The 26,257-nt window shown below is 56.9% G+C and carries 35 protein-coding genes; 26 read left to right on the forward strand and 9 right to left on the reverse strand.

The window, feature by feature from the left end; genetic code table 11:
• Positions 1-152 precede the first annotated feature (152 nt).
• The gene (gene dusA, locus H8S59_RS00295; RefSeq protein ID WP_187520034.1) at positions 153-1,163 is read right to left on the reverse strand and encodes a tRNA dihydrouridine(20/20a) synthase DusA; all 1,011 of its coding nucleotides are present in this window, start codon (positions 1,161-1,163) and stop codon (positions 153-155) included.
• Between the two features lie 102 nt (positions 1,164-1,265).
• Here dusA and H8S59_RS00300 point away from each other — a divergent pair, with 102 nt between their 5' ends.
• Entirely contained in the window at positions 1,266-2,390 is a 1,125-nt protein-coding gene (locus H8S59_RS00300) for a site-specific integrase (protein ID WP_187520087.1), read from the forward strand.
• A gap of 1 nt (position 2,391) precedes the next feature.
• Here H8S59_RS00300 and H8S59_RS00305 read toward each other — a convergent pair whose 3' ends face one another.
• From H8S59_RS00305 to H8S59_RS00335, 7 genes are read right to left on the reverse strand one after another with little or no spacing between them, the layout of a single operon-like run.
• Positions 2,392-2,667: a pyocin activator PrtN family protein gene (locus H8S59_RS00305; RefSeq protein WP_108183307.1), complete on the reverse strand. Its 276-nt coding sequence runs from the start codon at positions 2,665-2,667 to the stop codon at positions 2,392-2,394.
• Positions 2,664-3,299: a hypothetical protein gene (locus H8S59_RS26865; RefSeq protein WP_246474969.1), complete on the reverse strand. Its 636-nt coding sequence runs from the start codon at positions 3,297-3,299 to the stop codon at positions 2,664-2,666. The genes H8S59_RS00305 and H8S59_RS26865 overlap by 4 nt, the downstream gene beginning before the upstream one ends.
• Positions 3,296-3,715 (reverse strand): hypothetical protein, encoded by a 420-nt coding sequence (locus H8S59_RS00315; protein ID WP_187520035.1) that lies wholly within the window; start codon positions 3,713-3,715, stop codon positions 3,296-3,298. The genes H8S59_RS26865 and H8S59_RS00315 overlap by 4 nt, the downstream gene beginning before the upstream one ends.
• A 59-nt stretch (positions 3,716-3,774) precedes the next feature.
• Complete coding sequence (locus tag H8S59_RS00320) at positions 3,775-4,092, reverse strand: pyocin activator PrtN family protein (RefSeq protein WP_187520036.1); 318 nt, start codon at positions 4,090-4,092, stop codon at positions 3,775-3,777.
• Positions 4,085-4,264: a hypothetical protein gene (locus H8S59_RS00325; protein WP_110753413.1), complete on the reverse strand. Its 180-nt coding sequence runs from the start codon at positions 4,262-4,264 to the stop codon at positions 4,085-4,087. The genes H8S59_RS00320 and H8S59_RS00325 overlap by 8 nt, the downstream gene beginning before the upstream one ends.
• Entirely contained in the window at positions 4,251-4,535 is a 285-nt protein-coding gene (locus tag H8S59_RS00330; protein WP_187520037.1) for a phage antirepressor KilAC domain-containing protein, read from the reverse strand. The genes H8S59_RS00325 and H8S59_RS00330 overlap by 14 nt, the downstream gene beginning before the upstream one ends.
• Before the next feature lie 10 nt (positions 4,536-4,545).
• Positions 4,546-5,136 carry a hypothetical protein gene (locus H8S59_RS00335; RefSeq protein WP_187520038.1) on the reverse strand — a complete coding sequence of 197 codons (591 nt, stop codon included), beginning with the start codon at positions 5,134-5,136 and terminating at the stop codon, positions 4,546-4,548.
• 333 nt (positions 5,137-5,469) lie between these two features.
• On the opposite strand from H8S59_RS00335, the gene H8S59_RS00340 reads away from it, so the two are divergent.
• Both H8S59_RS00340 and H8S59_RS00345 read left to right on the forward strand, forming a co-directional pair.
• Positions 5,470-6,708, forward strand: a complete 1,239-nt coding sequence (locus H8S59_RS00340; protein ID WP_187520039.1) for an AAA family ATPase — start codon at positions 5,470-5,472, stop codon at positions 6,706-6,708.
• Positions 6,701-7,444, forward strand: a complete 744-nt coding sequence (locus tag H8S59_RS00345) for an HNH endonuclease family protein (protein WP_187520040.1) — start codon at positions 6,701-6,703, stop codon at positions 7,442-7,444. Before H8S59_RS00340 ends, H8S59_RS00345 begins: the two co-directional genes overlap by 8 nt.
• A 17-nt stretch (positions 7,445-7,461) precedes the next feature.
• On the opposite strand, the gene H8S59_RS00350 is transcribed toward H8S59_RS00345, so the two are convergent.
• On the reverse strand, positions 7,462-8,193 hold the full coding sequence (locus H8S59_RS00350) for a LexA family protein (protein ID WP_187520041.1): 732 nt from the start codon (positions 8,191-8,193) through the stop codon (positions 7,462-7,464).
• A gap of 79 nt (positions 8,194-8,272) precedes the next feature.
• On the opposite strand from H8S59_RS00350, the gene H8S59_RS00355 reads away from it, so the two are divergent.
• From H8S59_RS00355 to H8S59_RS00465, 23 genes are all read left to right on the forward strand, one after another.
• Entirely contained in the window at positions 8,273-8,533 is a 261-nt protein-coding gene (locus H8S59_RS00355) for a hypothetical protein (protein WP_187520042.1), read from the forward strand.
• A gap of 331 nt (positions 8,534-8,864) precedes the next feature.
• On the forward strand, positions 8,865-9,383 hold the full coding sequence (locus H8S59_RS00360) for a phage regulatory CII family protein (RefSeq protein ID WP_187520043.1): 519 nt from the start codon (positions 8,865-8,867) through the stop codon (positions 9,381-9,383).
• Complete coding sequence (locus H8S59_RS00365; protein ID WP_187520044.1) at positions 9,376-9,603, forward strand: TraR/DksA C4-type zinc finger protein; 228 nt, start codon at positions 9,376-9,378, stop codon at positions 9,601-9,603. The genes H8S59_RS00360 and H8S59_RS00365 overlap by 8 nt, the downstream gene beginning before the upstream one ends.
• Entirely contained in the window at positions 9,593-11,812 is a 2,220-nt protein-coding gene (locus H8S59_RS00370) for a virulence-associated E family protein (protein WP_187520045.1), read from the forward strand. Before H8S59_RS00365 ends, H8S59_RS00370 begins: the two co-directional genes overlap by 11 nt.
• Positions 11,805-12,164: a PA0613 family protein gene (locus H8S59_RS00375; RefSeq protein ID WP_108183296.1), complete on the forward strand. Its 360-nt coding sequence runs from the start codon at positions 11,805-11,807 to the stop codon at positions 12,162-12,164. The genes H8S59_RS00370 and H8S59_RS00375 overlap by 8 nt, the downstream gene beginning before the upstream one ends.
• Before the next feature lie 529 nt (positions 12,165-12,693).
• Entirely contained in the window at positions 12,694-13,038 is a 345-nt protein-coding gene (locus tag H8S59_RS00380; RefSeq protein WP_187520046.1) for a phage holin family protein, read from the forward strand.
• 145 nt (positions 13,039-13,183) lie between these two features.
• The gene (locus H8S59_RS00385; RefSeq protein ID WP_187520047.1) at positions 13,184-13,786 is read left to right on the forward strand and encodes a terminase small subunit; all 603 of its coding nucleotides are present in this window, start codon (positions 13,184-13,186) and stop codon (positions 13,784-13,786) included.
• Between the two features lie 4 nt (positions 13,787-13,790).
• Positions 13,791-15,812, forward strand: a complete 2,022-nt coding sequence (locus H8S59_RS00390; RefSeq protein ID WP_187520048.1) for a phage terminase large subunit family protein — start codon at positions 13,791-13,793, stop codon at positions 15,810-15,812.
• 1 nt (position 15,813) lies between these two features.
• On the forward strand, positions 15,814-16,020 hold the full coding sequence (locus H8S59_RS00395) for a phage head-tail joining protein (protein WP_087265328.1): 207 nt from the start codon (positions 15,814-15,816) through the stop codon (positions 16,018-16,020).
• On the forward strand, positions 16,020-17,501 hold the full coding sequence (locus tag H8S59_RS00400; RefSeq protein ID WP_187520049.1) for a phage portal protein: 1,482 nt from the start codon (positions 16,020-16,022) through the stop codon (positions 17,499-17,501). Before H8S59_RS00395 ends, H8S59_RS00400 begins: the two co-directional genes overlap by 1 nt.
• Positions 17,498-18,652: a head maturation protease, ClpP-related gene (locus tag H8S59_RS00405; RefSeq protein ID WP_187520050.1), complete on the forward strand. Its 1,155-nt coding sequence runs from the start codon at positions 17,498-17,500 to the stop codon at positions 18,650-18,652. The genes H8S59_RS00400 and H8S59_RS00405 overlap by 4 nt, the downstream gene beginning before the upstream one ends.
• Entirely contained in the window at positions 18,649-18,993 is a 345-nt protein-coding gene (locus H8S59_RS00410; protein ID WP_187520051.1) for a head decoration protein, read from the forward strand. Before H8S59_RS00405 ends, H8S59_RS00410 begins: the two co-directional genes overlap by 4 nt.
• A gap of 64 nt (positions 18,994-19,057) precedes the next feature.
• A complete protein-coding gene (locus H8S59_RS00415) occupies positions 19,058-20,053 on the forward strand; it encodes a major capsid protein (RefSeq protein WP_087265332.1) in 996 nt (331 codons plus the stop codon).
• Positions 20,054-20,055: 2 nt separating this feature from the next.
• Entirely contained in the window at positions 20,056-20,370 is a 315-nt protein-coding gene (locus H8S59_RS00420; RefSeq protein WP_027902174.1) for a head-tail joining protein, read from the forward strand.
• Complete coding sequence (locus tag H8S59_RS00425) at positions 20,367-21,029, forward strand: phage tail protein (RefSeq protein WP_187520052.1); 663 nt, start codon at positions 20,367-20,369, stop codon at positions 21,027-21,029. The genes H8S59_RS00420 and H8S59_RS00425 overlap by 4 nt, the downstream gene beginning before the upstream one ends.
• Positions 21,022-21,519, forward strand: coding sequence for a hypothetical protein (locus tag H8S59_RS00430; protein WP_187520053.1), 498 nt, complete (start codon positions 21,022-21,024; stop codon positions 21,517-21,519). Before H8S59_RS00425 ends, H8S59_RS00430 begins: the two co-directional genes overlap by 8 nt.
• Complete coding sequence (locus H8S59_RS00435) at positions 21,516-22,076, forward strand: phage baseplate assembly protein V (protein ID WP_187520054.1); 561 nt, start codon at positions 21,516-21,518, stop codon at positions 22,074-22,076. Before H8S59_RS00430 ends, H8S59_RS00435 begins: the two co-directional genes overlap by 4 nt.
• Before the next feature lie 56 nt (positions 22,077-22,132).
• Positions 22,133-22,396: a hypothetical protein gene (locus H8S59_RS00440; protein WP_246474970.1), complete on the forward strand. Its 264-nt coding sequence runs from the start codon at positions 22,133-22,135 to the stop codon at positions 22,394-22,396.
• 5 nt (positions 22,397-22,401) lie between these two features.
• Positions 22,402-22,728, forward strand: a complete 327-nt coding sequence (locus H8S59_RS00445; RefSeq protein WP_187520055.1) for a GPW/gp25 family protein — start codon at positions 22,402-22,404, stop codon at positions 22,726-22,728.
• On the forward strand, positions 22,725-23,606 hold the full coding sequence (locus tag H8S59_RS00450) for a baseplate assembly protein (RefSeq protein ID WP_187520056.1): 882 nt from the start codon (positions 22,725-22,727) through the stop codon (positions 23,604-23,606). The genes H8S59_RS00445 and H8S59_RS00450 overlap by 4 nt, the downstream gene beginning before the upstream one ends.
• A 1-nt stretch (position 23,607) precedes the next feature.
• Positions 23,608-24,210: a phage tail protein I gene (locus H8S59_RS00455; RefSeq protein WP_187520057.1), complete on the forward strand. Its 603-nt coding sequence runs from the start codon at positions 23,608-23,610 to the stop codon at positions 24,208-24,210.
• Positions 24,207-25,754, forward strand: a complete 1,548-nt coding sequence (locus tag H8S59_RS00460; RefSeq protein WP_187520058.1) for a phage tail protein — start codon at positions 24,207-24,209, stop codon at positions 25,752-25,754. The genes H8S59_RS00455 and H8S59_RS00460 overlap by 4 nt, the downstream gene beginning before the upstream one ends.
• Positions 25,755-26,216 carry a tail fiber assembly protein gene (locus H8S59_RS00465; protein WP_187520059.1) on the forward strand — a complete coding sequence of 154 codons (462 nt, stop codon included), beginning with the start codon at positions 25,755-25,757 and terminating at the stop codon, positions 26,214-26,216.
• Positions 26,217-26,257: the final 41 nt, after the last annotated feature.

Below are 26,257 nucleotides of genomic sequence, written 5' to 3' on the forward strand. Positions count from 1 at the left end.
CTGTGCGGTTAGGTGACATTACCCGAGCGGTGCCGCCCACTCAAGGGCGCAAAGCATAACGCCGCGCCAGAACAGGGCGGCCTGTTGCCCGGGCGGGCGAAAACTCGATCCAGACTGGTTGGAGCGCGATCCGCCGTGCTTGTTCCCTGCTTTCAGCGACCTTCCAGCAGCCCGGCCGCCTGATCCAGTAGCGCCAGCGAATCCGGAGTCTTGTGGATGTCCACCGATAGCAGCTGCCTGAAGCGTCTTGCGCCGGGGAACCCCGTACCGAGGCCCAGCACATGGCGGGTGACATGATGCATGGAACCGCCGCTCTGAATGTGCGCGGCAATGTACGGGCGCATTGCTGCCAGCGCCTCAGCCCGGGAAATTACCGGTGCCTGACTGCCGAACAACTGCTGATCGACCTCGGCCAGTAAATACGGATTGTGATACGCCTCGCGGCCCAACATTACGCCGTCGAACACCTGCAAGTGTTCCTGGCATTGTTCGAGCGTCTTGATCCCGCCATTGAGGATGATTTCCAGATCGGGAAAATCACGCTTCAACTGCGCGGCAACGTCATAACGCAACGGCGGGATATCACGGTTTTCCTTGGGCGAAAGCCCCTCAAGAATCGCAATCCGCGCATGCACCGTAAAACTGGTGCAGCCCGCGTCGCGAACCGTACCGACGAACTCACACAATTGCTCATAACTGTCGCGGCCATTGATCCCGATCCGATGCTTGACCGTCACCGGAATCGATACCGCATCACGCATCGCCTTGACGCAATCCGCCACCAACTGCGGATGCGCCATCAGGACTGCACCAATCATGTTGTTCTGCACCCGATCACTCGGGCAGCCCACATTCAGATTGACCTCGTCATAACCCACCGCCTCAGCCATCCGCGCACACGCCGCTAGATCCGCCGGAACACTGCCCCCCAACTGCAACGCCAGCGGATGCTCCGCCTCGTCGTGCTGGAGAAAGCGATGCGGTTCAGCGTTGAGCAGCGCACCGGTGGTGACCATTTCTGTGTAGAGCAGGGCGTTCTTTGAGAGGAGGCGCAGGAAGAAGCGGCAATGTCGGTCGGTCCAGTCCATCATCGGCGCAACGGAAAACCGCCGAGATAGCGCAGGGCTTGGGTTTACTGGGCTGGAGTGGGTGTTTAGTACCATTTTGCTCAACGTATTTATAGCGTGTTTTTGGGCGTTTTCAGGCGTTTTTTCGATGGTACTGGTACAATGTACCAGTCACTTTCGGAATTGTACCAGTCGACTATGGCAACGATCAGAGCACGAAAACGCACCGATGGCTCAGTCAGCTACACGGCACAGATACGCCTGTTTCGCGATGGAGCGCAAGTCTACCAAGAGAGCCAGACCTTCGCCCGGAAACAGGCGGCACAAGCGTGGGTACGGCGACGTCAGGCAGAGCTAGATCAGCCTGGTGCGATTGAGCGAGCGAACCGCAAGGGCGTCACAGTTCAGGACATGATCAAGCAGTATCTGGATGAAATGGAGAAAGTCCGACCGTTGGGAAAAACCAAGGAGGCCACTCTAAATGCTATCGCAGCGACGGAGTTTGGCCAGACCGTTGATTCGGCTATCAACAGTCAACGATTGGTGGATTTTGCACTCTGGCGAATGAGTAAAGAGGGCGGGGGCGTCCAGCCGCAGACGGCTGGCAACGATCTGGCGCACCTTGGGGCTGTCCTTTCGATTGCGCGTCCCGCTTGGGGGTATGAGGTAGACCCTCACGCGATGTCGGACGCTCGGAAGGTGTTGAGGAAGCTCGGTTACAACATGAAAAGCCGCGAGCGGGATCGGCGGCCGACCAAGGACGAGCTGGATAAGGTTCTGGAGCACTTTGTAGGTATTCAGCAGCGTCGCCCTAGTTCGATCAACATGCTCAAAGTCACCGGCTTCGCATTGTTCTCCACTCGTAGGCAAGACGAGATCAGTCGAATGCTTTGGGAGGACATCGATGAGGAACGTCAGCGGGTGATGGTGCGGGACATGAAGAACCCAGGCCAGAAGATTGGCAACGATGTTTGGTGTCACCTCCCGGATGAAGCTTGGCGCATTCTGAAGAGCATGCCGAAGGAGCGTGCAGAGATCTTTCCCTACAACTCGTCATCAATCGCCACTGCTTGGGCAAAGGCGTGCAAGTTTCTGATGATTGAAGATCTGCATTTCCACGACCTGCGGCACGACGGAGTGAGCCGGTTATTTGAGATGGACTGGGATATCCCTCGAGTGGCCAGTGTTTCCGGGCATCGGGATTGGAATTCATTGCGTAGATACACGCATCTGCGCGGGCGAGGTGACCACTATGCCGAATGGCCGTGGTTAGAGAAGATCATTCAGGCGCCCGTGAAGCTGGGCGCCTGGGGTAAGCAGTGAGTTAACTGGCTCGGCGGTATCCATTGAGCTGGTTGAATTCCTTCACCGCAGCTTCCCGTTGTAAATCAAGGTAGGCCGCCAGATCAGTGATGTGGATACCCTTGGCGCTTTTCTGACTGGGCTCCAGCCGAGTGATTGGGATTTTGATCTGCCCGGCCATGACCTTGCGCTGGAACATGTCGGTGGTCAGGTGCGTAAAGTAGTCCTTGCAGACCATGTCCAATGGGATGATCGCCTGGCCGTTGTACTGAGCCATCAGGATGAAAGCAGTGTTCATTTTTTCTCCTGCGGTGCGGGTTGATCCTGTTGTTCACTGCTGTTTTTCGACCAGTCCAGTGCTGCCTGCTTCCAAGACCGACGCATCCATGCTGCGAACCCCGCTTTGCAGGCGTAATGCTCGCGGGCGAACGTCTCAGATGTGCTTGCTCCTCGTGTTCTAATGTACGTCACGCGCTTTCTGTAGTACTCCAGGCCTTCAGGTACTGGAAACTCTTTCTCGAACTCGGCGCGCTCGTCGATCTGGACTGCGTTGACGGCCATCTTTGGCGGTCTTTCGAGAATACATTCAGGGTGCGTATACCCCACAGCAGGCTGCGCGGGCGGGCGATTCTGAGCGATTAGCGTTGCATTGGGTGTGGCTGCCTCGCGCAGCTTTTCGTGGGGGGGAAGCGCCTCGGTGGTGCTGCTTAGAGGAGCAATAATGCCTGCTGCTTCGCAGCAGAGGCTGTTTGTTTCTAGCGTGTCGACGCTCACTTCTTCGCAGAGCAAAGCGGTCGTGGATTGGGTGTTGTGCTGGTCCATTTGCATGCCGCTTTTCTCCGAGGTTCGATTGCGCGCTGGTTCGTCCGGCGCTGGTGAGGCGTATGCCGTGTCGCGGTGGGTGTTGGAGTGGGTAAGGATCTCGTTCATGCGGCGTCTCCCACATCAAAGGGAGCCAGTTGCTCAGCCATGTCGAGAGCTCGGTCGCGCAGCGCGCGAGTGTCGCGCTCCAGTTTTTTGCCTGTGCGGGATGCACTGAATGTGTCGGCGGCAATGCGAAGTTTCTCGGCGATTTCCAGAAGTGCTAAACGCTCGGGGCCTCCGAATGCCATCGCTATCTGCAGACGTTTACAGTGTTGCGACAACCGGGTGTGGTCGGCTTTTATGAAGTCGAGAGATGCCCTTAATTCGCGAACCGTCTTGGCGCTTTCGGCACGCTGGATATCGTCGCTTTCTTTCGCGCCGGCGGATCTGCCGTCGCTATGACCCATGAAGTAGACAGCCCAGACGAGTAGTCCGGCGAAAACGATCAGAACGATGAGTGCGCAGATCTGAATTGCGGTCATGTGGTGTGCTCTTGGTGATTTCATTGGCTGGTGGTGGCAGCCGTTCGGTTTTGTGGGTGTTACTCGTTGGTATCGTCCTGCTGTCGCTGCATGTCTTCGTCGGCCTTGTAGGCGCGGATGTCGATCAGTGAGGCGATGTGCCGGATATGGGCGTACTTCGGTGCCTTGCGGCTGGTGTCCAGCGTTGTGATAGGCAGCTGGATTCGGCCGCTGCTGATCTCGGCCACGAATGACTGCTCGTTGAGGTTTCGGAAGTACTGCTCACGCACTTTGTCGAGCGGAATCAAGACGTCGCCGAAGATGCGGTAAAGCAGTTCGACGGTGGCTGACTCTGGTGCCGGGTGCAGGCGGAGCGGGTTTTGTGCTGTGTTACTCATGGCTTTGTTGGGCCTCCTTGCGTTGTGTTCTGGCCGGGTGGTTCCAGGCGTTCAGGCAGTGCCGTTTGGTCAACTCGCGCAGATGTTCGGGCACTTCGAGGAGCGCGGCGTTGCGCTCCTCTCGTGTCCGCATGGCGATGATCTGGCGGGCGTATTCCCTAGGCCACGTCACGGCTGTCTGCCGGAATGGCGGGTAGGTCGATTCCCAACTGTTCGGCCAGCCAGCGAATGCCGGGTTGTTTGACCCGGGTGGATTGGCTGTACTGCATGCCGAGATGGTCGTGGTACCACTGGCCGTCCTTGATGCGCAGGTAGTCGCGATCACGGTTGGGGTAGGCCGGCAGGTTTCGCTCGTTGAGCAGGCCTTTTTCCCGCATGCGTGCGATCAGCTTGGGCCGGGTCAGGCCCAGGTGGGTTGCGGCTTGGGCGAGGGTGCTTTCCATGGTGTGCCCCTCATGCCGCGTGCGCAGCTGGAGTTGCCGCTGCAGCAAGGTGGTTGATGGACTCGCTGACCTTGACGTAGATCTCTGCATCGCTGCCGTACACTGTGAAGCACCGGGTGTGCGGGCTTTTGTTACCGATGCTCAGGATGGTGGTGACGCCTGAGCGCGATTGAGTGCGGTGCAGCGCAACCTGGAGTGGGTAGTCGAAACCCATGTCGAGGCTCAGCACGCCGCCGGTGCGTACCAGTTCGAACACCCGCTGCTTATCCGATACCTCAAAGTGGCCGTATTCGCGACTGGCGTGTGGACGATGCAGCAGGTCGCTGGTATTGCTCTCGTCGAACGGGCAGTTGGCTATCTCTTCGATGAAGTCGGCCAACTTGAGATGCATCTTCTTTTCGTTCGGCAGGGTCAGCGTGTGGCGTTCGCTGCCCAGCTCGACGATGAAGGTGCTTGCTGAGATGCCACGTTCAACCTTGAGGCGAAACGCCAGGCACTCGCGCCTAGGCGCAGTCCTCAGGACGTGGTTGAAGGTCTCGGTCAGGTTGACCTGGGCATTGAGCAGCTGCAGGGTACGGTTGTCGATTTTGTACTTGATCATGCTGCGTGCCCTCCGCCGTTCGGATTGACTGGGGCAGGAGTGGTGCGTGCTGTCATCTTCCGTTTGGTTGCAACAAACGTGCAGCCGCATTCGCGGGCTCGACGGCGAATTTCAAAAATTACCCGGGGGTCTACTGCTGCTGGATGTGCATGCACTGATGTCTTGATATTCATTTCTCTGCTCTGTGGTGGAAGAGTAAAGCGAATATCAACCGAAAATTGATAACTGTCAACTGCTGGTTGATTTTTCTGTTCGGCTTCTTATGGCAGTGGCTTTCTGCCTTGTGAACAATCATTATTGGATATCGATGCATCCAGCTTGCAAGGAACAGCAATGTCAGTCAGATATTTAGAAAAGCTTCACGTAGAAAATGTTAGGAAGTTTGAAACTCTTAATATTGGGTTTGGCCCGAGCTTTAATTTCATCGCTGGACCTAATGGTTGTGGAAAAACTTCAGTCTTGGTGTGCATAGCTCACTGTTTTGACGTGTCTGGCGTCGGATATTCTACAGTTAGTGAACAGTCTGTCATGTGGATAGATATGGTGGATGGGGACGAAAAATTAAGAATCGGTTTGGGAAAGAACTCTTTAAGTGGCGGATATCGAAAAGGAAGTTTTAAAATAGGAAATCAAGGGGTTTCCGTTGAAGAGGGGCGGCAGTACATTAAAACGTACGAGGATCGCGCCGAGTCACTTTCGCCTTTATTTATTGGTGCAAATCGGAGTATTAGGTATAAGTTGATAGAGGGTGTGGCAAGGGAGTTACCTGTTCAAGATGCTATTAAGACCTATCGGCAAAACAGCGTAAAGTCTTTGCATGGCGAGTGGGCAGGAGATATTAAGCAATGGCTCGTTAATAGGTATTTTATTATTGATAAGGATTGGGCGGCTGTAGAGCGAGAAAATTTTTCTAGGTTTACAGATGCGCTTCAATACATTGGTCCTGATGGTAGCGATTTTAAGTTTATTGAGATCGGTCGAGATTTAGAGCCAATATTTTCTATCTATGGGAGACGGTGCTATTTAGAAGAACTTTCTTCTGGGTTTCAAGCGGTTTTTACCATAATTGTGATGATATTTGAATGGGTGGAAACAACTAGTCAGTCAAACCGTTTGGCGGCTACCGCAAGTGGAACGGTATTGATCGATGAACTGGATCTGCATCTTCATCCTGAGTGGCAATTTACGTTGCGCGATGGGTTGTTAAAACTTTTTCCTAAGCTGCAATTTATTGTTACAACGCATTCGCCCCACTTGCTTGCGTCTGCTAAAGAGAATGAAGTACTAATCATGCCTGCAAACGCAGTGGGCGGCGAAATAACGTCATCTGATCAACTATATTCAGGATGGTCAACTGATCAGATTCTGACCGATGTTATGGATGTTAAAAGCTTAGAAAATAAGGATTATCAACGTCTGATTGGTGCGGCTATTTCTAGGGCAGAAGAGAGAGACCTGGGAGGGTTGGAGGAGGCTATCGCTAGCCTAGAGAGAGTGGCACATCCAAGCGATACTATAGTGATCGTGCTAAAGGCTAAACTTGCATCTCTGGTGGCTCTTAAGGATGATTAAGCTTAATAGAGGAACTGAGCCAGAATATTTGAAAAATAATAAAGTCGAGTTGACTCGGAAGCTGAAAGAAGCGATTAGTGTTCATGGTTCTTATAAGAACATTCCGGAAAAAGAAAAGGAGCTGTTAATAGCCCCTTACAGGCACAAGGATGTCAAGTCAGAACTTACTCGTTCTTCCAATGGGAAATGTACGTTTTGCGAATGCATTCCGTCAGAGGGTGGGAATGTTGAGGTTGAACATTTTAAACCAAAATCAATTTATCCAGACCAAACCTTTGAGTGGTTAAATTTATTGCCAGCGTGCAGGCGCTGCAATGGGAATAAAGATGATCACGATACAGGCAAAGAGCCTATAGTCAATCCTTATGATTTGGATCCTGCTCAATATTTTTATTACGAAGGGTTGAATATAAAGAGCTGGGCGGGGCCGACGTATGATGTTGCCGAGCTAACTATAGAGGTTTGCGGGCTCAATACTCTGCGGTTATGGGAGCCTCGTTCGAAAATTCATGTGAGTCTCCACGATTTCGAACTATCCCTAAAACGAGCTATTGCGAATTATCACAGCGTAAATACATTGAGGAAAAAAGCTAACAGACTGCGCTCTATACGTGAGGCGATCGATAGGATTGAGATGCTTGCACGAGAAAGTGAAAAGTATTCCGGCTTCGCCTCATGGTTTTTAGGGCACTCCAAAATATATCGCGAAGCTAAAACAATGATAAATATGATGTGACTGATTCAAATAAGCTTTTATTCTGGGATGAATGAGCCAACGACTTTGCCGCAAATATGTGTCTCTTCCGTAATGTCAATGATTGGATATTGCGGATTGATGGGTCTTAGAAATTGTCGGCCAGCGTCCTCTACTAATATTTTGAAGGTGGCTTCATTTGTACGTGGCACTCTGGCAATTACACGATCCCCAGTCTTTGTCTCCGCTTCAGGGTCAACAAAAATAATACATCCAGTTGGATAGCTGCGCCCAGGTCCAGGATTGGTCATTGAATCACCAAGAACTTTCAAGGCGTAGCCATGGGCGCTAATCGGAACGGGACATGACAACCAAGAGTCACTATCATAGTTCTCAATGTTTGAGATCGCCTCGCACCAAGCTCCGGCCTGAACCCAAGAGATCAGTGGAACCTTGCCAAAACGCTGATTGATTTGACTAACGTTACACAAGTCAGCAGAGGCTAGAGCGCGAACGTTGCTATGGCCAGTCTGCTCCTTCGGCAGAACCCCGTACTCAAGCCATTCCCTTCTGACTCCAAGCCATGAGCACAGGGCAGACATGCTATCCGCCTCAGCCATCGCTTCGCCATTCAGCCACTTGCTGATTGCCTGAGTCGTTTTATCGACACCCACGCTTTTCAACTGACGATGAATATCCACTCCACGACCACGGGCGCGTACGCCAGCCTCGTCCAGAGCTTCGTGTAGGCGCTCGCTGAAAGCTGCGCGGAGAGAATTTTTATCAACCATGAGTTGAGAGTCTCATAAAGGTTGCGCAATAGTCAGTTGATCTATAACATCAACCGCAAGTTGATAAATGGAGGTTGTCATGCTGGACCCCGCAGATTTTCCGAGTGCGATTGCGTTCGCTTTTGAAGCCGTAGGCGGCATCGGGGCCGCTGCGAAGGTATGCAATAGAAGCTATCAGGCGCTGAACAAATGGCGTCAGGCTGCATGCCTGCCGCGAACGGATTACACAGGTGAAACTAAATACGCCGAGCTGTTAGCGACTGCTGCGAAGCAGAAAGGCAACGCATTCCAAGCGACTTGGCTGTTGAACGCTTCGGCTCCACAAAAAGCTGCAGCGTAGTCAGAAAAAAGGCGACCCAAAGGTCGCCCAGTTCCTCCCGGCACGCACCACCACAGCGCTGCCGGGTCGCGATAAAGATAGATGGGCACACCACATGCAACCACCTCTCTTTATCGCGCTTTTCCAAGGCTCGGAAGCTTTGGTGTTGCTGCCTTTTCCACCACAGATTTGGCAGCTTTTGCGCCAGGGGTGAGCAACGGATTGCTCGCCCCGGCACGGTGCCGGTATCGATCCCGAAGATCTAGCCGGCGTTTGGGCCCTTTCAAGCCACGCGGCAAATGTATCACCACTGCATGTCGCGCGGCACTGGCAACTTACAAGGATTAATGCCATGAGCCGTATCATTCTGAGCTCTCTAGACCGGGCGCAACGGGAAGTTCTGCCGCTCGATCTTGCGCTTTACCATGCCGCACGGGACTACCCCGGCGGTGCCGCAGCCATCGCCGCCACCACCGGCCGGAATGCGACCACACTGCAGCACAAGCTTTCCCCAACTCACCCAAGCCACACGGTGAACATTCAAGAGTTCGGCGAGATTCTGGAGCTGACCAAGGATCGCCGCATTCTGGATGCGGTGCATGCGTTGGTTGGTGACACGACATGGCAGGAGCTGGCTGAGGCCTATACCAACGACATGCCCGAGACGTTGACCACCGGGATTGCCGAGTACTTCCGGCAGGTGGCGGATCTGGCGGATACCTGGGCCAAGAGCATTGGCGACGGGATTGTTTCCGATGAGGAACTCGCCGCGATTCGCCTGCAGGTGTTTCGTGGGATTCAGGGGTTGCTGGGGTTGTTCAACCGCGCCACATATGTCAACCAGACGACGCGGGGTGTTGATCGTGGCTGACATTGCTGACTTCGCAAATGACCTGGTGCAAGAGAGTATCGATCAGGCGCTCGCTGCACGCAACGCCGCTAAACCTGCATTGGTGGCGTATTCGTTTCTATTCTGTGAAAACTGCGATAGCCCAATCCCCGAGGGACGGCGTTTAGCTGTTCCTGGCTGCACGCAATGCGTGAGCTGCCAAGAGGTAGAGGAGATCATGGAGGCCATCCATGCTCGATGAAGTGTTGGGGCAATTCACGGGCTACGGCCTTGAGCCTGCGCAGCCGCTGGTGTTTGGCAAGCTGACCCGGTGTAAGACTTCGCAAGACAAGGGCAAGGAAAAGAACGGTTGGTATGTCGTCCATGAACAGCACACGGAGAAAGGCGAGACGCTGATCTTCGGTGCGTTCGGTGACTGGCGTTCGGGCGAGTCTCAGAAGATCAAGGTCCAGGCTGGTCGGATGTCGCCTGAAGAGCGTGAGGTTATGCGCGCTCGACAGGAAGAGGCCAAGCGCCGGGCGGCTGAGATATCGGCCAACGCGGCACGTCGCGCGGCCAAGCGAGCGGCCGGTATGTTCAAGCGCATGCCGGAGAAGGGCCGTAGCGACTATCTGGACCGAAAGCAGATTGTCGGCTTCGGCGTTCGGTATGCGCCGCGCACTGGCGCCTTCCTGGTACCGATGAGCAATGTGCGGGACGAGATTGTCGGCTTGCAGGTGGTGTTCCCGACCAAGCAAGAGGACACCGGGCGGGACAAATCCTATTGGCCTTACGGCATGTCTAAAGAGGGTGCTTTCCATCTGATCGGGCCGCACCCGGATCCGGGCGAACCGGTGCTGGTGTGTGAGGGTTACGCGACCGGCGCAAGCCTGCATATGGCCACGTCATTGACCGTGGCCGTTGCGTTTGATGCGGGCAATTTGCTGGTGGTTTGCAAGGCCATGCGCGAGCGGTTCGCCGGTTGCCCGCTGATCATCTGCCGGGACGATGATTGGAAGACCACCAAGCCGAATGGCGATGCGTGGAACCCTGGCGAAGAGAAAGCAAGCAACGCGGCGCTGATTGTCGGTGGTCAGGTGGTTGCGCCGATCTTTTCCAGTGAGCGGGAAGCCAAGTGGACCGACTTCAATGATCTGCATGTTGCGGAAGGTTTGGAGGCTGTGCGCCGTCAAGTGTTGGCGGTGGTCAAGCCCCCGGCCGCTGGTGGTTGGAAGGATCTGCTGGCACGCAGCGAAAGCGGCGCGCTGATTGCGCACATGCAGAATGTCGAGTTGATCCTGGCCAACGATGAGCGTTGGGCCGGGGTGATCAGCTACAGCGCTTTCAGTTCGAAGATCGTGAAGCTGCGTGCGGCGCCTTATGGCGGCGGCACGGGCGATTGGGCGGACATTGATGATGTGCGGGTGATGAAGTGGCTCGCGCAGCAGTACAACTTGCGGGTCAAGGCCTCGCATGTGATCGAGGCGGTGAGTGTGGTTGCGCATGACCATGCGTTTCATCCAGTGCGCCAGTATCTGCGCAAGCTGCAGTGGGATCAGGTGCCTCGGCTTGAAAGTTGGCTTACCGATGTCATGGGCGTGAAGGCCACCGATTACTCGTCGAAGGTCGGCAAGCGCTGGATGTTGTCGGCCGTGGCTCGGGTGATGAAGCCGGGTTGCAAGGCTGACTCGGTGATGATTCTCGAAGGTGCGCAGGGCGCTGGTAAGTCGACCGCGATGAGCATCCTCGGCGGCGAGTGGTTCATGGATACGCCGTTTGCGCTGGGCGACAAGGACGGCTTTCAGGCGATCCGGGGCAAGTGGATCGTTGAGCTGGGGGAGCTGGACAGCTTCAACAAGGCTGAGAGTACGAAGGCCAAGCAGTTCTTTTCGGCATCCACCGACACTTATCGCGAGAGCTACGGCCGCAGAACGATGGACGTGCCACGCCAGTGTGTTTTCGTGGGGACGACCAACCAAGACGAGTATCTGAAGGATGCCACCGGTAACCGGCGTTACTGGCCGGTTGCGTGTACCAAGGTGGATCTGGATCTGCTGCGTTCGATGCGCGATCAGCTGTGGGCTGAGGCGTTGTTCTGCTACGACGCGGGCGACCTCTGGTGGGTGACGCTTGATGAGGCGACAATGTTCGGCGAAGAGCAGGACGAGCGTTTTGTTGTGGATGAATGGGAAGGGCCGATTCTGACCTGGTTGGAAGAGTCGCAGATAGGTGAGACCACCACTGGGAGCGAGGTGCTGGCCAATGCCCTTAAGTTGGACTTTGGGCATTGGGGCAAACCTGAGCAGATGCGCGTCGGCGCGATCATGCATCGGTTGGGTTGGCGGCGGGTGCGGTTGCCTGCATTGGTGAAGAGCGGGCAGCGGCCTTGGGCTTACAAGAAGCCGGCAGGGTGGGGCGGTGCTTCGGCGTTGCAGCGCGAAGCGTTTGAAGAGCCTTGCTTCGATGATTAAGGAGATCGATTCGCTGCTTCGGTTGTGGGCGCAGGAGCTGCATTCAGAACATTCGAAAGGAGGGCTGGCTGGGGGAAATATGGTTGCCATGATGATGGAGAGCAACGGGCAACTGATCAGGGGGCGGCGTGCTTTCCGTGCGCCGCTGGAGAGTTCGTTGGACATTGAGCTGATCGTGACCAAGCACCTCGCGCCGGAGCTGGTGACGGTGGTGCGTGAGCATTACTGCACGCTCGATGTGGATATGCGCTTGCGGTATGCCCACTGCGGTTGTGGTCGCGACACGTACTACCAGCGCTTGCATGATGCGCATCTGCAGATCTTCGGCGTGATGATGGGGCTGGCTGCGTGACCCCAAGCATCCTTCCGGTTGTGGTTGTCCCACTGGCCCGTATTGTCTTGCTGCGTTTTGATGCAGTGGGACAGGTGCGGGCCTTGTCGTTGTTGGGTTGTCCCACCGTCCCGCCTAGTCGTGCCTCCCGCCCGTGTGAGCGTAGCGGGCAAGCAGTACGCGCTTACGCGCGAACGCGTGTTCTTTAAATTTCTTCCTTTACACGAGAAAGTAGAAAGATAAGTAGGACAGTGGGGCGAAGCCCCGAAGTCAGGCGCTCTCAGGCGTCCCACTTCGATTCTGAAAAGTGGGACGTATGGGACACCGCCGCAAAAACAGAATGCCGTGGTGGTGTATTCGCCGACATTCGCTAGGCGTTCACCCTGCGTTGCCCACTTATTCACCAGGTGGCATTAAAACAGGGTTGCTGCCACCGGAATCGACCTGTAAAAAGTAGTCATCTTCGATAGGTGCGACCGCAGAGAGCGGCAGGCACCACACCACCAAACCCGGCCATTGCGCCGGGTTTTTTGCGTTCATGGGGTAGGCGATGACAAGCGAGCAACAAGCACTGGCAGAAATGCCGATCTGGTTAGTGATCGTCCTGGCTCTGGTCGGTGGCGTATCGGGGGAGATGTGGCGAGCAGACAAGGATGGGGCGCGGGGCTGGGCGTTGTTGCGCAGGTTGGCGCTTCGGTCGGGTGCCTGCATTGTCTGCGGGGTGACGGCGATGATGTTGATGATCGCGGCGGGTATGTCGCTTTGGACTGCGGGCGCCTTGGGTTGCCTCACCGCGATGGCGGGCGCGGATGTTGCCATCGGCTTGTACGAACGCTGGGCTGCCAAGCGGCTTGGCGTGTGCGATGTTCCGCCGAATGGCGGCGGGTCAGCCTGAAACCGTCGGGGACCCTAGGGTTATTCGGAGGGTACGGGGTCGCAAACCCGCGGGAAAGCGTTAGCGGCTGAGTTCCCAGCTTACTGAAATTCAATCCATTGAAATTGAAAGGTTTCCATTGAAAAGCCGTTGAAAAGGAGGGCTTATGACAGAACCAATGTACCTGTCAAAGAGCGCCTTCGCGGCTCGGATTGGCAGGGCACCCAGCTACATCACCTGGTTGAAAAACAACGACCGACTTGTGCTGAGCGCCGACGGTAAGCAGGTCGATGTAGTGGCCAGCGAAGCATTGATTCTAGACACCGCTGACCCCAGCAAGGCCGCCGTCGCGGATCGCCACCACCAAGACCGGGTCCAGCGAGACGTTTACAGCCAGCTCTCCAGCCATGTCGAGCCGACTGCAACGGCTGCGCCGCCGCTCGCGTTAACCCCTGCGGGGCAGCTCCCGGATTTCCAAAAGGCACGCGCACTGCGTGAGCACAACCTGGCACAGCTCGCCGAGATCGAATTACACAAAGCAAAGGGATCGCTGGTCGCCATGACTGCGGTCAAGGACGGTGCCTTCAACGCCGGGCGCATGCTGCGCGATCAATTGCTGGGCATGCCTCCGCAACTAGCACCCGAGCTGGCGTCCCTGACCGACCCTTGGGAAATCGAGAAGCACCTGACGGCGGCCATTCGCCGTTGCCTCGAAGACGCAGAACGCATGTCGTCTGCTGACCTTGAACATGCACTGACCACGAGTTAAGCCTATGACCCCGGAAATTCCTGACGGTGCAGAGGTGTACCGTGAGGCGTATTTCCGTGGACTGAAGCCAGACCCGGATGTCTGGATCGATCAGTGGGCCGACGAATACATGCGGATCCCGCGTGATACCGGCGCTGCTGAACCCGGCAAGTACCGCACCTCGCGTACCCCGTATGCCCGCGAGCCAATGCGATGCCTGTCACCGGCTCATCCCTGCAAGCGCGTCGTCACGATGGTGGCCTCGCAGTTGATGAAGACCCAGATCGCGCTGAACTGGATCGGCGGCCTGATCCATATGGCACCGTCAAACATTCTGACCTTGCTGCCTAGTCTTGGTCTGGCCAAACGGGTTTCGTCGCGGATCGGCAAGACAATCAAGGCCACGCCGGTGCTGCGCGAGCGTGTCGCATCGAGCCGTTCTCGCGATTCGCGTAACACCATGGACACCAAAGAGTTTGAGGGTGGCTCGTTGTACGTGACCACCGCTGGATCGGCGGCCAACCTGTCCGAGCTTTCGGCACGTTACGTTTATGGCGACGAGATCGACCGCTGGGAAGTGGACATCGGCGAAGAGGGCGACCCGATTGAACTTGCGGAAACCCGGGGCAGTACGTTTGGCCGCAATGCCAAGTTCTACTTCTCCAGCTCCCCGACGATCAAGGGCGCTTCGCGGATCTCTGACCTATTCGAAGGTAGCGATCAACGTTACTACTACGTGCCGTGTCCGACCTGCGGTCACATGCAGGTTCTGGAGTGGGAACGACTGCACTACTCGAAGGATTTCAGCGTTGTGCATTATCAGTGCGCTGGCCCTGAATGTGATGTGCTGATCGAGGAGTACCACAAGGGCGAGATGCTTGGGCAAGGCGAGTGGCGCAGCCATTCTGAGGGCGACGGGGAGACTGTCGGCTTCCACCTCAATGCGCTGTATTCACCGCTGGGCTGGATGGATTGGAAATCACTGGCAAAGCAGTTTGAGAAGGCCAAGAAAGCCCAGGCTAAAGGTGATCTTGAACCCATGCAGGTGTTTTACAACACCCGTCTGGCTAAGGTTTGGGACAGCGCACAAGAGCAAACCAAAGCTACCGTGCTGAAAGAGCGGGCGCGTCTGGAAGGCTTCACGCTCGGCTCGCTTCCGGCCGCTGTGCTGATGATCACCGGTGCCGTCGACGTGCAAGCCAATCGCCTGGAGTTCATGGCCATGGGCTGGGGCGTCGGCATGGAGCGTTGGGTTGTTGACTATCAGATCGTCTCTGGCGACCCCGCTGATGAACGTACATGGGCGGCTCTGGATGAGTTACTCAAGGCTAAGTACCGCCATCCGTGCGGCGTCGGGCTTGGCATCCTAGCGGTCGCCGTCGACTCTGGCGGTCACCACACCGATGAGGTTTACCAGTTTTGCCGTGTTCGTCGTTGGCGCAATGTGTTCGCCATTAAAGGGGCGAGCAAGCCCGGCAAGCCCGTCATTGCTCAGCGGCCTTCAATGGTCGACGTGACCTGGAAGGGCCAGACCGAGCGCAACGGTGCTGAGCTGTGGTTTGTCGGTACCGACACGGCAAAGGACTGGATATACAACCGTTACCCGTTTGAATCTGGCCCGGGTGCGCTGCACTTTGCCAACGACCTGCCGGATGACTTCTTTGACCAGTGTGTGGCAGAGCGCAAAGTCGCCCGCTATGTACGTGGCCACAAGCGTATCGAATGGGTCAAGGGGAAGGCAGAGCGCAACGAAGCACTCGACCTGATGGTGTATTGCCTGGCGATGGCTCATTACCTCGGCCTGAATCGCTACAAGGAACACGACTGGGAGCGGGTGCGACAAGCCCTCGCGCAGACCGGCTTATTCGACGATGCGTTGGGCATCAAGCCGGTTCAAGGCGAGCGTGTCACCAGTCCCCAGCAATCAGTACCAGTTGTTGCTTCACAGTCCGATCCGCAACCTGCTGCCCCTGTCGTTCAACCACGGCCAGCAGCACCGCCACCTCAACGCCGCAGCTCAACAAGCGGTTACCTGAAGAGACGCTGATATGTCATTTACCCAGAAGCACCTCGACGCGGTTGAGGCGGCCATTGCTCGCGGTGAAAAAACCGTCCGCTATACCGACCGCACTGTTGAATACCGCACGGTTGACGAGCTGCTCAAGGCTCGTGAAGAGATTCGCTCGTCGCTGGTTAATGCTGCCGGTCCGCGCTCCCGCGTGGTTCGGCTGTGTCACGGGGGCAAGGGAATCTGATGGCTCGACACTATCCGACGCTTACCCGTAACGGATTCTTGCTGCCGTCGAACATCAAGGCCAGTTACGAAGGTGCCGGAGAGGGCCGTCGATCCACTGGCTGGGATGCTCCCGACAACGGAATCAACAGCATCAACACACCGGCGTTGCGCAATCTGCGTTCACGCTCCCGGGCAGCGGTCCGCAATGACCCCTATGCCTTCAATGTAATCGACAAGCGCGTCAGCAACCTGATCGGCACAGGCATTACGCCGAGACCGAAAACAGACGATGAAGCACTTCGAAAGCTGCAGCAGGAATTGTGGGATGACTGGGTCGATGAAGCTGACGCCGATGAGCGTACCGACTTCTACGGCCTGCAGGCGCTGATTGCACGCTCGGTGGAAACGTCGGGTGAATGCTTTGTTCGCTTGCGTCCCCGCAGTCTGGAAGAAGGGCTGGCAGTTCCCCTGCAAATGCAGGTGCTGGCTCCGGAATTTGTCCCGCACGATAAGTTTGAGACCACCCGAAACGGCAACATCATCCGCGCCGGGATCGAGTTCACCCCGGGCGGTAAGCGGGTCGCGTTCTGGATGTACCTGTCGCACCCTCGAGACTCAACGTCCTTGAACGCCGGTTACAACCAACTGGTGCGCGTACCTGCGGCTCAGGTGCTGCACATCTTTGAACCGGTAGAGCCAGGTCAACTACGTGGTGTGCCGCGATTGTCGCCGGTGCTCAAGCGACTGCGAAGTCTGGATAACTACGATGACGCCGTGTTGTTCCGTCAGGAAGTGGCCAATCTGTTCGCAGGTTTTATCAGCCGACCGGCACCGGACTCGGGACCTGTGCCCAGAGATCCGGTCACCGGCCAACCCTTGAGCCTGGACCGGGACGGCTTCACGCCGATGGTCGCGCTCGAACCCGGCACCATGCAGGAGCTGGGGCCGGGCGAGGAGGTGGAGTTTTCCAAACCGCCCGATGCGGGCAACAACTACCCCGACTTCATGCGGCAGCAACTGATGGCTGCAGCAGCAGGAACCGGCACGCCTTACGAGATCCTCACCGGCGACATGCGCGAGATCAACGACCGGGCGTTGCGGGTTGTGCTCAACGAGTTCCGGCGTCGCTTGGAACAGCTTCAGTTCAGCGTCTACGTACACCAGCTGTGCCGTCCTGTGCGGGCAGCGTGGATGGATATGGCCGTGCTCTCGGGCGCGCTGGTTCTAGCCGATTACGCCAAGCGTCGTCGCGAATACCTGCGCACACGTTGGGTGCCGCAAGGCTGGGCTTACATCCAGCCGGTGCAAGACGTTCAGGCACGGCAGATGGAAGTGCGGGCGGGCTTTGCTTCACGTAGCGAGATGGTCCTGCGCACCGGCTACGACGCCGAAACAGTCGATGCGGAAAATGCTGCTGACCTTCAACGGGCCACAGACCTCGGCCTCAATTACAGCACTCTCGACGCCTTAGTTGTTGTCGACGAGAAGGAGCAACCATGAGTAAGAAAGCGCGACCACGCGTTTATAACCGGGCGGGCAAACAAGTCCAAGTGCAAGACAAAAGCTGGTATGCCGTGCAGGCCGAAGGCGAAGCCGCCGCACGGGTGATCGAGGTATTCGTGTACGGCGAGATCGGTACCTGGGGTATCACCGCTAATCAGTTTGTGCAGGATCTGCGCGCCATGGATGACGGCACGTCACCAGTGATTGTTGCGTTCAACAGCATTGGTGGTGACCTCTTCGACGGCTTGGCCATTCATAACGCATTGTCACGGCTGGGTGAGCGTTGCACCGGCCGTGTCGATGCGCTGGCCGCAAGTGCTGCCAGCGTTGCAGTGTGCGGCGCGCACCGTGTGGTCATCGCCTCCAACGCGATGCTGATGATTCACAACCCATGGACGTATGCGGCTGGAGACGCCGAGGACTTCCGCAAAGTGGCCGACGTGCTCGACCAGACCATGGAGGCGATCATCGCGGCCTACAAGGCTAAGGCACCTGACATCGATGAGGTCGAACTGCGACGGCTGGTGGCGGCTGAGACCTGGCTGACGGCCAGTGAGGCGGTCGCCTTAGGCCTTGCCGATGAGGTGGGCGAGGGCGTCAAGGTCAAGGCCTGTTTGGGTCAAGGTTCAGCCTTGCAGCGCTACCAGAATGCTCCGGCTGAACTGCTGGCGCAGTTGGAAGAACCGCCCGAGCCGGATCCGGATGTCGAGCCGGTGGATCCACCCTCTACGCCGCCAGTTGTCGACTCGGCCAAGTTAGCGTTGATGATTACTCAGCGGTGCGCAGAGGAAGGCATTAGTAATCTGGTTGCGCCGTTGGTGAGTTCCACTCAGTTGGCCAGCGAGTCCATCGTCCAGGCGGGGCTTATTCGTGCCAAGGCCGTGAACGATCTGTGTGTGGCAGCGCGACTGCCTGAATTCAGCGCTGAGTATGTTGAAGCTGGCCTGGATGCAGCCGCCGTCCGGGCGCGCCTGTTCGACAAGATTGTCACCAGTGGCAAAGGCTTCGAAATCGACAACAGCTTGCCGTTGGATGATGACCCTGCACCGAAGGTGCAGGCTAAACAACTGGATCAATCCTCAATCTGGTCAGCTCGGCAAGCCGCGCAGACAGGTAAACCCCAATCTGCAAAAGGAGCAAGAACATGACCATTCAACGCGAGCCGATGCATGCAGGCGAATTCCTGCTGTCCGAGGCACCCGGCACAATTTCACGTGAGGCCATCAACGTTGCTGCCGGTGCGGCACTGGAACCTGGCCAGGTGCTTGGCTTGATCAGCCTCACTGGTGAATTTGCGCCCTACGATCCGTTGGCCGAAGACGGTACCGAAAACGCGGTCGCCATTCTTTACGGGCCGCTGGGCGAATCTGATGTTACCCGTCGCGGCCGTGCAGTGGTTCGCCTCGCTGAAATCAGCGAAGTGCATCTGACGGGGCTTGATCCGGCTGCCGAGAAAGCCCTGACAGCGCACTTCCTGATCGTTCGCTAAGACGATCCACTCGATTTGATCCAGCCCGCCCTGTGCGGGTTTTTTGTTTTCTGGAGATAGCTTCATGGCTGATATTGAAATCTTTAACGATGACGCGTTTTCCGTCTCTTCGTTGACTGCTGCGATCAACGACCAAGAGTACTTGCCAGGCCGTATCAGTAGTCTCGGGCTGTTTCAGGAAGAGGGCATCACCACCCTGACGGTCCAGATCGAGAAGGATGGCGACACCCTGGCGCTCGTTCCTGCTGGTGAGCGTGGCACCTCTGGTTTGGTGGTGGCGGGCACTAAGCGCAACCTGATCCCGTTCAATACAGTGCATCTGCCACAGCGTTTCTCGATCAAAGCCGACGAGATCCAAGGCATTCGCGCTTTCGGTACCCGTTCCGAATTGCAGGCGGTACAGGACGTGGTCAACAAACGGCTTGCCAAGTGCCGCCGCCAGTTGGACGCCACGCATGAATACCAGCGCATGGGGGCCTTGAACGGTCAGATCCTGGATGCGGATGGCAAAACGGTGTTGCTGGACATCTACAAGACCTTCGGGGTGTCCCGCAAGAAAATGTCGATGGAGCTTAACAACCCTGACACTGAACTTCGGGTCAAATGTGGCGAGGCGCTGGACCTGCAGGAAGAAGCTCTGGGCAGTGTCACCAGCAGCGGCTCGCGTGCCCTGTGCGGCAAGAACTTCTGGAACAAGCTGCTGGTTCACAAATCAGTCAAAGAGACTTACCTCAACAGTCAGCAGGCCGCTGCTTTGCGCGGTGACGCGCGTGAAAGCTTCGAGTTTGGTGGCATCGTCTGGGAGCGCTATCGCGGCAAGATTGCTGGCGTCTCGTTTGTTCATGACGACAAAGCGCTGCTGATTCCTGAGGGCGTTCCGGATCTGTACATCTCGGTGTACGCGCCGGCCGATTACATGGAAACGGTCAACACCGAGGGCGTGCCTTACTACAGCAAGATTGAGCCGCTGCCGTTCAACAAGGGCATGGCTGGTGAAGCACAGTCAAACCCGTTGCACCTGTGCACCCGTCCGCTCGCGCAGATCCTGCTGGAGCTCTGACCGTGGGCTTTCGGGATCTTGTGGCTGCGGTCGACGATACCGTATTCGAAACCTTGGGCGACTCTGGCTCAATCGAAGGGCGTCCGGTCTTAGGCATGTTCTCTGCGCCTTGGCTCCAGCCGAACATCGGACGTTTGAATACCGGGTTGCGTGAGCCGACGTTCATGATTCGCGTTGGTGACGCCGAAGGGGTCGAGAAGGGGCAGAGCGTCACCATCGATCTGCCAGCCATGGACGGCGGCGGAGAATACACGCTGGTCCGGCCGGAGCCTGACGGTGCTGGCTTAGTCGCCTTGGTCTTGAGGCTTAAGCCATGAGCATTGGTTCGTTCTACAAGTCATCCTCCAGCAGCGCGCTGATCACCATTCAGACATCCGACGCTGAGTTAAAGGCCTTCACTGACTTCGCCAAGCTGATGCCGAAGGCTGCTGCCAATGCTCAGCGCCGGGCTATCAACAAAACCCTCGGTTGGCTGCGTACCCACATCGCTCGCGATGTGGGTCGCAAAGAGGGGATCGCCATGCGTGCTGTGCGTCAGCGCCTCAAGGCCTATTCGGTCAAAGCAGGCAAGCAGCAAGGCAAGCTGTGGTTTGGCATTAACCCGCTGGAAGCCAGCCGAACCGGGCGGGCACGTCAGACACAGTCGGGCGTGTCCGTGGGGCGTCGACGCTACAGCGGGGCGTTTTACAAGCGGGTCTACGGCAGCAGCGCAGATATTTGGATACGCACGGCCAGCAAGCATTTCGCGGCGAATGATTACCCGAATAGCGAAGTGTCAGGCGGCGGGCCGAGTTCCGGCTGGATCGCGGAGCACGGCACCCGGTTCCCGTTGGCAAAAGCCAAAGTCTCACTTGAGGACGTCCGCCCCTTGTTCAATAGCTGGACGCGCAAGGCTGACGCCAGATTGTTGGAAGTCCTCAGGCAGGAACTGAATTTCGAGCTACAAAAATATCTGCGAGGTAGCGCCGGTGGATGAAGTCGTGCTGACCCTTGATTTGTTGTTTTCAACCATTGAGCGTGAACTCGGCAGCCAGTTGGCCGGTTTGGAAACGGTAGCGACCTGGCCCGACATTCGCGACCGGGTTCATCTGCCAGCGCTGTTTCTGGAACTCGCCGAGCTTGAGCCTGGTACCGATCCTGGCACGGGCCGTGTGGGTATGGTCTGTCGATTAGAGGCTTACCTCATTGTGGGGTCAGAGGTCAGCGGCCATCACCATCACGTTGCGCAGCTGGTCACCCAGCTTATTGTTCTGCTGCGTGCGCAATACTGGGGGCTTGATGATGTAGAAGCCGCGGAGTTCATACAGGCAGGACCCGACTGGACCAAGCCTGAACTTGATGGGTACACGGTTTGGAAAGTCGAGTGGACTCAGCAGATATACCTCGGGGTCGAGCAATGGCCGTGGCCTGATGTTGCCCCAGTTACTCTGGTGCTGGATGTCGAGGGCGAGGAAGTAGCCTTATGAGCAGCGAAGCCCTGGGCGAACATGACCGGATGATTCAGGCCATGATCATGCCCGGCACCGTCGTTGGGGTAGATCTGATCGCGGGCAAGGTGCGCGTTGAGTCGCGTGGCTGGGTTAGTCCATGGGTGCGTTGGCACAGCGTTGCAGCTGGTAAGGCGCGGCATTGGCGAGCGCCGAGCCTGAACGAGCAGGGTACGTTGATCAATCCGAGCGGCGTGCCCGGTCTCGGGCGGTTTATTCCTGGGCTGTATAGCGATGCCGGTGCCCAGCCGGACAACCGGGATCACGTAGAAGTCTGGCGCTTTGATGACGGCGGCTCGCTGGTTTACGACTGGATGGCCAAGACGTATGAAATCACGCTGCCGACCGGCACCGTCACTATCAAGGTCGGCGGATCCTCGGTAGTCGTCTCGGATAACGCCATATCGGTCCGGTCTGCGGCCATCACCCTGAACGGTCCAACCGAGATCAACGGCACGTTACGCGTGGCGGGTGATATCCACGGCGGCGGCAAAATCATCGATACGGGCGGCAACACGGCTAATCACAAGCACTGATGTATTCCCAATAGTCACCCGCCTTGAGCGGTTTTTTTATGCCTGGAGGAAACCCGATGGCTGTCAACAAAACAACTGATAAACCCAATTCGGAAAGCCCCGAAATCCATGACGCACGACCAGTGCAGATGGTTTCCCAAGTCGTGGCAGCAGAAGTAGTGCCAGCGACGATTTTTCGCGACAAGGTTTTCACCTCCCGAATCCTGATTTTGCCCGGTGGTGGACAGGCAAGTGTTGCCAAGGGCCTGATCGCGGCAAGCACGTCCGAGCTGCTGGCCTACCTGAACGCCCATAAAGATTTCGAGCAGTTGTTGGAGTGACCTCAATGATCGGAATGGATCGCCGCACCGGCCTGCCGATCAGCGGCCTTGAACATCTGCGGCAGTCCATTGAAGACATTCTGTCCACCCCGCTGGGCAGTCGCCGGATGAAGCCTGAGTACGGAAGCAGCATCCGTCGTTTCGTTGACCTGCCGGTTAACGAGGGCTGGAAAGGCGCGGTGCAGGCCGAAGCGGCCCGGGCATTAGGTCGTTGGGAGCCACGAGTGAAGCTCGGCAGCATCAAGGTTGTAGCGGTGCTCAACGGCAAAATCACATTCAGCCTCGTGGCTGAGTACCAGGGCGAAAGCAAGCTATTGGAGGTGTCTGCATGAACATTGTGGACCTGTCATCGCTACCGGCCCCGGATGTTCTGGAAACCCTGGACTTTGAGGACATTTACACCGAGGAGCTGGCGAACTTTCGCCTGTTGATGGGGGAGGGTTGGAGCGCTGAGCTTGAGAGCGATCCGGTAGTCAAGCTGCTGGAGCTAGCCGCTTATAACAAGGTGGGCAATCGGGCGCGGGTCAATGATGCGGCCAAGGCCTTGATGCTGGCTTACGCCAAACGCGCAGACCTTGAGCAGTTGGGTGCCCGGGTAAACCTCAAGCGTCTTGTGGTTGTCGCTGAAGACCTCACGACGTCACCTCCCACAGCCCAAGTGATGGAAGAGGATGACCCGTTTCGCGAACGCATCCAGATGAGCTGGGAAGGCCTGTCCACGGCGGGGCCGCGTAACAGCTACATCTTGCATGCGCGTAACGCCTCCGGACTGGTGGCGGATGCCACGGCAGAAAGCCCGTCTCCTGCTGTTGTGGTGGTCACTGTTCTAGGCCTTGACGGTGATGGCTCGGCCGATGAGGCGTTGCTAGGTACGGTGCGCGCTGCTCTCAGTGACGAGGATGTGCGGCCTTTGGGCGACCGTCTCACGGTGAAGGGTGCTGAAATTCTCCGCTACACGATCACCGCCATTCTTCATCCAGTTGGCACCGGCTCTGAAAGTGAGGCGGCGCTGGCCGACGCTCAGGAGCGTTTGGCTAAGTGGATGAATCCAAGGCGGCGACTGGGCGTTGAGGTGGCCCGTTCAGCCATTGATGCCCAGTTGCATGTCGCGGGTATTCGCCGCGTCGAGCTGGTGGGCTGGGACGACATCCAGCCCACCAAGGAACAAGCGGCTTACTGCACCTCAGTTAGCGTGACGTTGGGGGTATGACATGAGCCTGCTGCCGAACAACAGTACTCCGCTGGAGCACGCCATTGAGGGTGCAACCGCTGAAGTTACTCCAGCTCCGCTGCGATCCATTTACGACCCTATGACGTGCCCGGTGCCCTTGCTGCCGTTTCTGGCGTGGGAATGCTCGGTAGACCGATGGGTGGATACATGGCCTGTAGCGGTGAAGCGAGCGGCAATCAGTGCGTCGTATTACATCCATAAGCACAAGGGCACGATTGGTGCGATTCGTCGCGTGGTCGAGCCTCTGGGCTATCTGGTCAATGTCGTCGAGTGGTGGCAGAAGGTGCCGGAGGGCGAGCCTGCCACCTTTGAGCTTGAGGTGGGCGTTCTTGAAACGGGGATCACCGAAGAGACCTATCAGGAACTGGTTCAGCTGATCGATGACGCCAAACCCGTCTCCCGACACCTGACCGGGCTGGCTATCAGCCTGGAAAGTACAGGCCGCCAGTACATGTCGGCTTGCCTCTATGAGGGGGACGAAATCGACGTCTATCCACCTGTGCCGCGTGACATCGAGGTCACAGGCTATTTCGGTCTGGTAGGGCGTGAAACCTCTACCGATACCTTGGATGTTTTTTCATGATCAATCTGAATTCACAGTTTTTTGCCACGCTGACCAACGTCGGCGCGGCTAAGCAGGCGAACGCCGATGCGCTGGGCTTGCCCTGGAAGATCACGCACATGGCAATTGGTGATGCAAATGGCGCAGATCCTGTTCCGGCCGTGACACAGACCAAGCTAATCAACGAGGTGCGCCGCGCTCCGCTGAACACGCTCAAGATCGACCCGGCCAATGCGGCGGTGATCATTGCCGAGCAGGTGATTCCGGCCGACGTCGGCGGTTTCTGGATTCGCGAGATTGGCCTGTACGACGCAGACGGTGATTTTGTGGCGGTGGCTAACTGTGCGCCGTCGTTCAAGCCGTTGCTGGTGCAAGGGTCCGGCCGGACGCAAATCGTCCGACTGAACATCATTGTGACCAATGCCGGTAACGTAGAGCTGAAGATTGACCCGGCTGTAGTGTTGGCGACGCGTGCCTACGTTGATGCAAAGGTGCTGGAGGAGCTTTACAAGCTCGATAGCAAGCAGTCAGTGCGCGTGGCTACTACGGCCAACATTTCACTGGCCGGGCTCCAAACCATCGACGCGATTGCCTTGGCGGCCGGTGATCGGGTTCTGGTGAAAAATCAGTTAGTCGCCAAGGATAATGGCTTGTACATCGCCGGAGCTGGTGTATGGGGGCGAGCGGCGGATGCCGATGTCGATGCCGAAGTGACATCTGCGATGGTCGTATCGGTTGAGCAGGGCGCTACGCTGGCCGACTCTCGTTGGCAGTTGGTCACAGACGGCGTGATTGTGCTGGGCGCGACGGGCCTGACGTTTCAAGACGTCACGCAGGGCTATGCGCCGATTGACTCCCCGGCGTTTGTGGGAACTCCAACGGCAATAACGCGGCCTCAGTTTGATCGCACTACGAAGCTGGCGACGACGGAATTCGTTCAGCGGGCATTGGGCAATTACAGTGGCGTCACCATCTATAGCGCGGCTGTAAGTTTATCGGCTGCTCACTTCGGGAATCTGGTTTTATTTAACTCATCACTACCCTTCACTGTTACTTTGCCGCCCTCTCTTAGTGGGATTAACGGTGCTGTAATCACATTCAGGAACGTGGGTACCGCCGTAGTGACAGTTGTGCCAGCGGGAGCTGACAAGATTGGCGCTATTGCTACCGCCCCTTTCGGAAGCATTGCAGTTCCTGCCGGATCGTCCTTGGATGTTGTGTTGCAGGGTACTTCCTACTTCGCGTCTGGTTCGGCGACATTTCCTTATACGCCTATGTTCGCGTCGCTTAATGGGGATAACGGCTGGTCTCGCGAAGCGTCGGGTATGTACGAGCAATGGGGGTATGCAGTAAGCGATGCAAACGGAAATATCGGTGTGTCATTCCCCATGGCATGGCCAAACGCCTGTCGATCTATTGTGGCTATGCACAGTGGCGGCGATGCGGCTTCTGTCATCGCAGTGGCTGGAACAAATACAAAAACAGGAATACAGCTGAGAATCAGGAGCGCGGCGGGTGCCGTCGCAGCGAACTGGGGCGTTTATTACCGAGCCAGGGGCAATTAAATGGAACAGCTACAACCACAAAACATGATCTATTTCAGCCCGAGCACGTTAGGTGCTTACTACCTCGACGTGCATGGTGCCGACATGCCGAACGATGTCGTGAAATATCCGTTGGAAGACTGGCAGCAGCTGCTCGCGCTCAAGTCGCAAGCGCCGCTTGTGGTAGCGGCTGATCCTGAGACTGGATTTCCAATGCTTATCGAGCCGCCTCCGTTGTCTATTGAGCAGATGGCTGATATTGAACGCGAGTGGCGCAACGCGCAGTTGTCCGCTACTGACGGCGTAGTAACGCGTCATCGTGATGAAGTGGAAGAAGGCTCTCCAACTACCCTAACCCAAGATCAATACGTCGAGTTGCAGGCATACCGTCGGTTGTTGCGCGGTTGGCCGGAAGCTGCTGATTTTCCTTGGGCTGACAGTCGCCCCGTTGTACCAATATGGCTTTACTCCCTGACGCAATAAACGCCCCGCAATGACGGGGCGTTTTCTTTTCCGTTACGCGT

Source organism: Pseudomonas folii (assembly GCF_014357575.1).
In the GTDB taxonomy this organism is placed as follows: Bacteria; Pseudomonadota; Gammaproteobacteria; order Pseudomonadales; family Pseudomonadaceae; genus Aquipseudomonas; species Aquipseudomonas folii.

What these genes read in the sequence shown, in the direction of transcription:
- H8S59_RS00450 (WP_187520056.1), top strand. Translation starts at nt 22,725, where the DNA reads ATGAACATTGTGGACCTGTCATCGCTACCGGCCCCGGATGTTCTGGAA.
- H8S59_RS00410 (WP_187520051.1), top strand. Translation starts at nt 18,649, where the DNA reads ATGACCATTCAACGCGAGCCGATGCATGCAGGCGAATTCCTGCTGTCC.
- H8S59_RS00355 (WP_187520042.1), top strand. Translation starts at nt 8,273, where the DNA reads ATGCTGGACCCCGCAGATTTTCCGAGTGCGATTGCGTTCGCTTTTGAA.
- H8S59_RS00335 (WP_187520038.1), bottom strand. Translation starts at nt 5,136, where the DNA reads ATGATCAAGTACAAAATCGACAACCGTACCCTGCAGCTGCTCAATGCC.
- H8S59_RS00305 (WP_108183307.1), bottom strand. Translation starts at nt 2,667, where the DNA reads ATGAACACTGCTTTCATCCTGATGGCTCAGTACAACGGCCAGGCGATC.
- H8S59_RS00440 (WP_246474970.1), top strand. Translation starts at nt 22,133, where the DNA reads ATGGCTGTCAACAAAACAACTGATAAACCCAATTCGGAAAGCCCCGAA.
- H8S59_RS26865 (WP_246474969.1), bottom strand. Translation starts at nt 3,299, where the DNA reads ATGAACGAGATCCTTACCCACTCCAACACCCACCGCGACACGGCATAC.
- H8S59_RS00460 (WP_187520058.1), top strand. Translation starts at nt 24,207, where the DNA reads ATGATCAATCTGAATTCACAGTTTTTTGCCACGCTGACCAACGTCGGC.
- H8S59_RS00360 (WP_187520043.1), top strand. Translation starts at nt 8,865, where the DNA reads ATGAGCCGTATCATTCTGAGCTCTCTAGACCGGGCGCAACGGGAAGTT.
- H8S59_RS00320 (WP_187520036.1), bottom strand. Translation starts at nt 4,092, where the DNA reads ATGAGTAACACAGCACAAAACCCGCTCCGCCTGCACCCGGCACCAGAG.
- H8S59_RS00340 (WP_187520039.1), top strand. Translation starts at nt 5,470, where the DNA reads ATGTCAGTCAGATATTTAGAAAAGCTTCACGTAGAAAATGTTAGGAAG.
- H8S59_RS00390 (WP_187520048.1), top strand. Translation starts at nt 13,791, where the DNA reads ATGACCCCGGAAATTCCTGACGGTGCAGAGGTGTACCGTGAGGCGTAT.
- H8S59_RS00425 (WP_187520052.1), top strand. Translation starts at nt 20,367, where the DNA reads ATGAGCATTGGTTCGTTCTACAAGTCATCCTCCAGCAGCGCGCTGATC.
- H8S59_RS00395 (WP_087265328.1), top strand. Translation starts at nt 15,814, where the DNA reads ATGTCATTTACCCAGAAGCACCTCGACGCGGTTGAGGCGGCCATTGCT.
- H8S59_RS00385 (WP_187520047.1), top strand. Translation starts at nt 13,184, where the DNA reads ATGACAGAACCAATGTACCTGTCAAAGAGCGCCTTCGCGGCTCGGATT.
- H8S59_RS00300 (WP_187520087.1), top strand. Translation starts at nt 1,266, where the DNA reads ATGGCAACGATCAGAGCACGAAAACGCACCGATGGCTCAGTCAGCTAC.
- H8S59_RS00375 (WP_108183296.1), top strand. Translation starts at nt 11,805, where the DNA reads ATGATTAAGGAGATCGATTCGCTGCTTCGGTTGTGGGCGCAGGAGCTG.
- H8S59_RS00415 (WP_087265332.1), top strand. Translation starts at nt 19,058, where the DNA reads ATGGCTGATATTGAAATCTTTAACGATGACGCGTTTTCCGTCTCTTCG.
- H8S59_RS00465 (WP_187520059.1), top strand. Translation starts at nt 25,755, where the DNA reads ATGGAACAGCTACAACCACAAAACATGATCTATTTCAGCCCGAGCACG.
- dusA (WP_187520034.1), bottom strand. Translation starts at nt 1,163, where the DNA reads ATGGTACTAAACACCCACTCCAGCCCAGTAAACCCAAGCCCTGCGCTA.
- H8S59_RS00350 (WP_187520041.1), bottom strand. Translation starts at nt 8,193, where the DNA reads ATGGTTGATAAAAATTCTCTCCGCGCAGCTTTCAGCGAGCGCCTACAC.
- H8S59_RS00330 (WP_187520037.1), bottom strand. Translation starts at nt 4,535, where the DNA reads ATGGAAAGCACCCTCGCCCAAGCCGCAACCCACCTGGGCCTGACCCGG.
- H8S59_RS00400 (WP_187520049.1), top strand. Translation starts at nt 16,020, where the DNA reads ATGGCTCGACACTATCCGACGCTTACCCGTAACGGATTCTTGCTGCCG.
- H8S59_RS00455 (WP_187520057.1), top strand. Translation starts at nt 23,608, where the DNA reads ATGAGCCTGCTGCCGAACAACAGTACTCCGCTGGAGCACGCCATTGAG.
- H8S59_RS00315 (WP_187520035.1), bottom strand. Translation starts at nt 3,715, where the DNA reads ATGACCGCAATTCAGATCTGCGCACTCATCGTTCTGATCGTTTTCGCC.
- H8S59_RS00405 (WP_187520050.1), top strand. Translation starts at nt 17,498, where the DNA reads ATGAGTAAGAAAGCGCGACCACGCGTTTATAACCGGGCGGGCAAACAA.
- H8S59_RS00445 (WP_187520055.1), top strand. Translation starts at nt 22,402, where the DNA reads ATGATCGGAATGGATCGCCGCACCGGCCTGCCGATCAGCGGCCTTGAA.
- H8S59_RS00345 (WP_187520040.1), top strand. Translation starts at nt 6,701, where the DNA reads ATGATTAAGCTTAATAGAGGAACTGAGCCAGAATATTTGAAAAATAAT.
- H8S59_RS00370 (WP_187520045.1), top strand. Translation starts at nt 9,593, where the DNA reads ATGCTCGATGAAGTGTTGGGGCAATTCACGGGCTACGGCCTTGAGCCT.
- H8S59_RS00435 (WP_187520054.1), top strand. Translation starts at nt 21,516, where the DNA reads ATGAGCAGCGAAGCCCTGGGCGAACATGACCGGATGATTCAGGCCATG.
- H8S59_RS00380 (WP_187520046.1), top strand. Translation starts at nt 12,694, where the DNA reads ATGACAAGCGAGCAACAAGCACTGGCAGAAATGCCGATCTGGTTAGTG.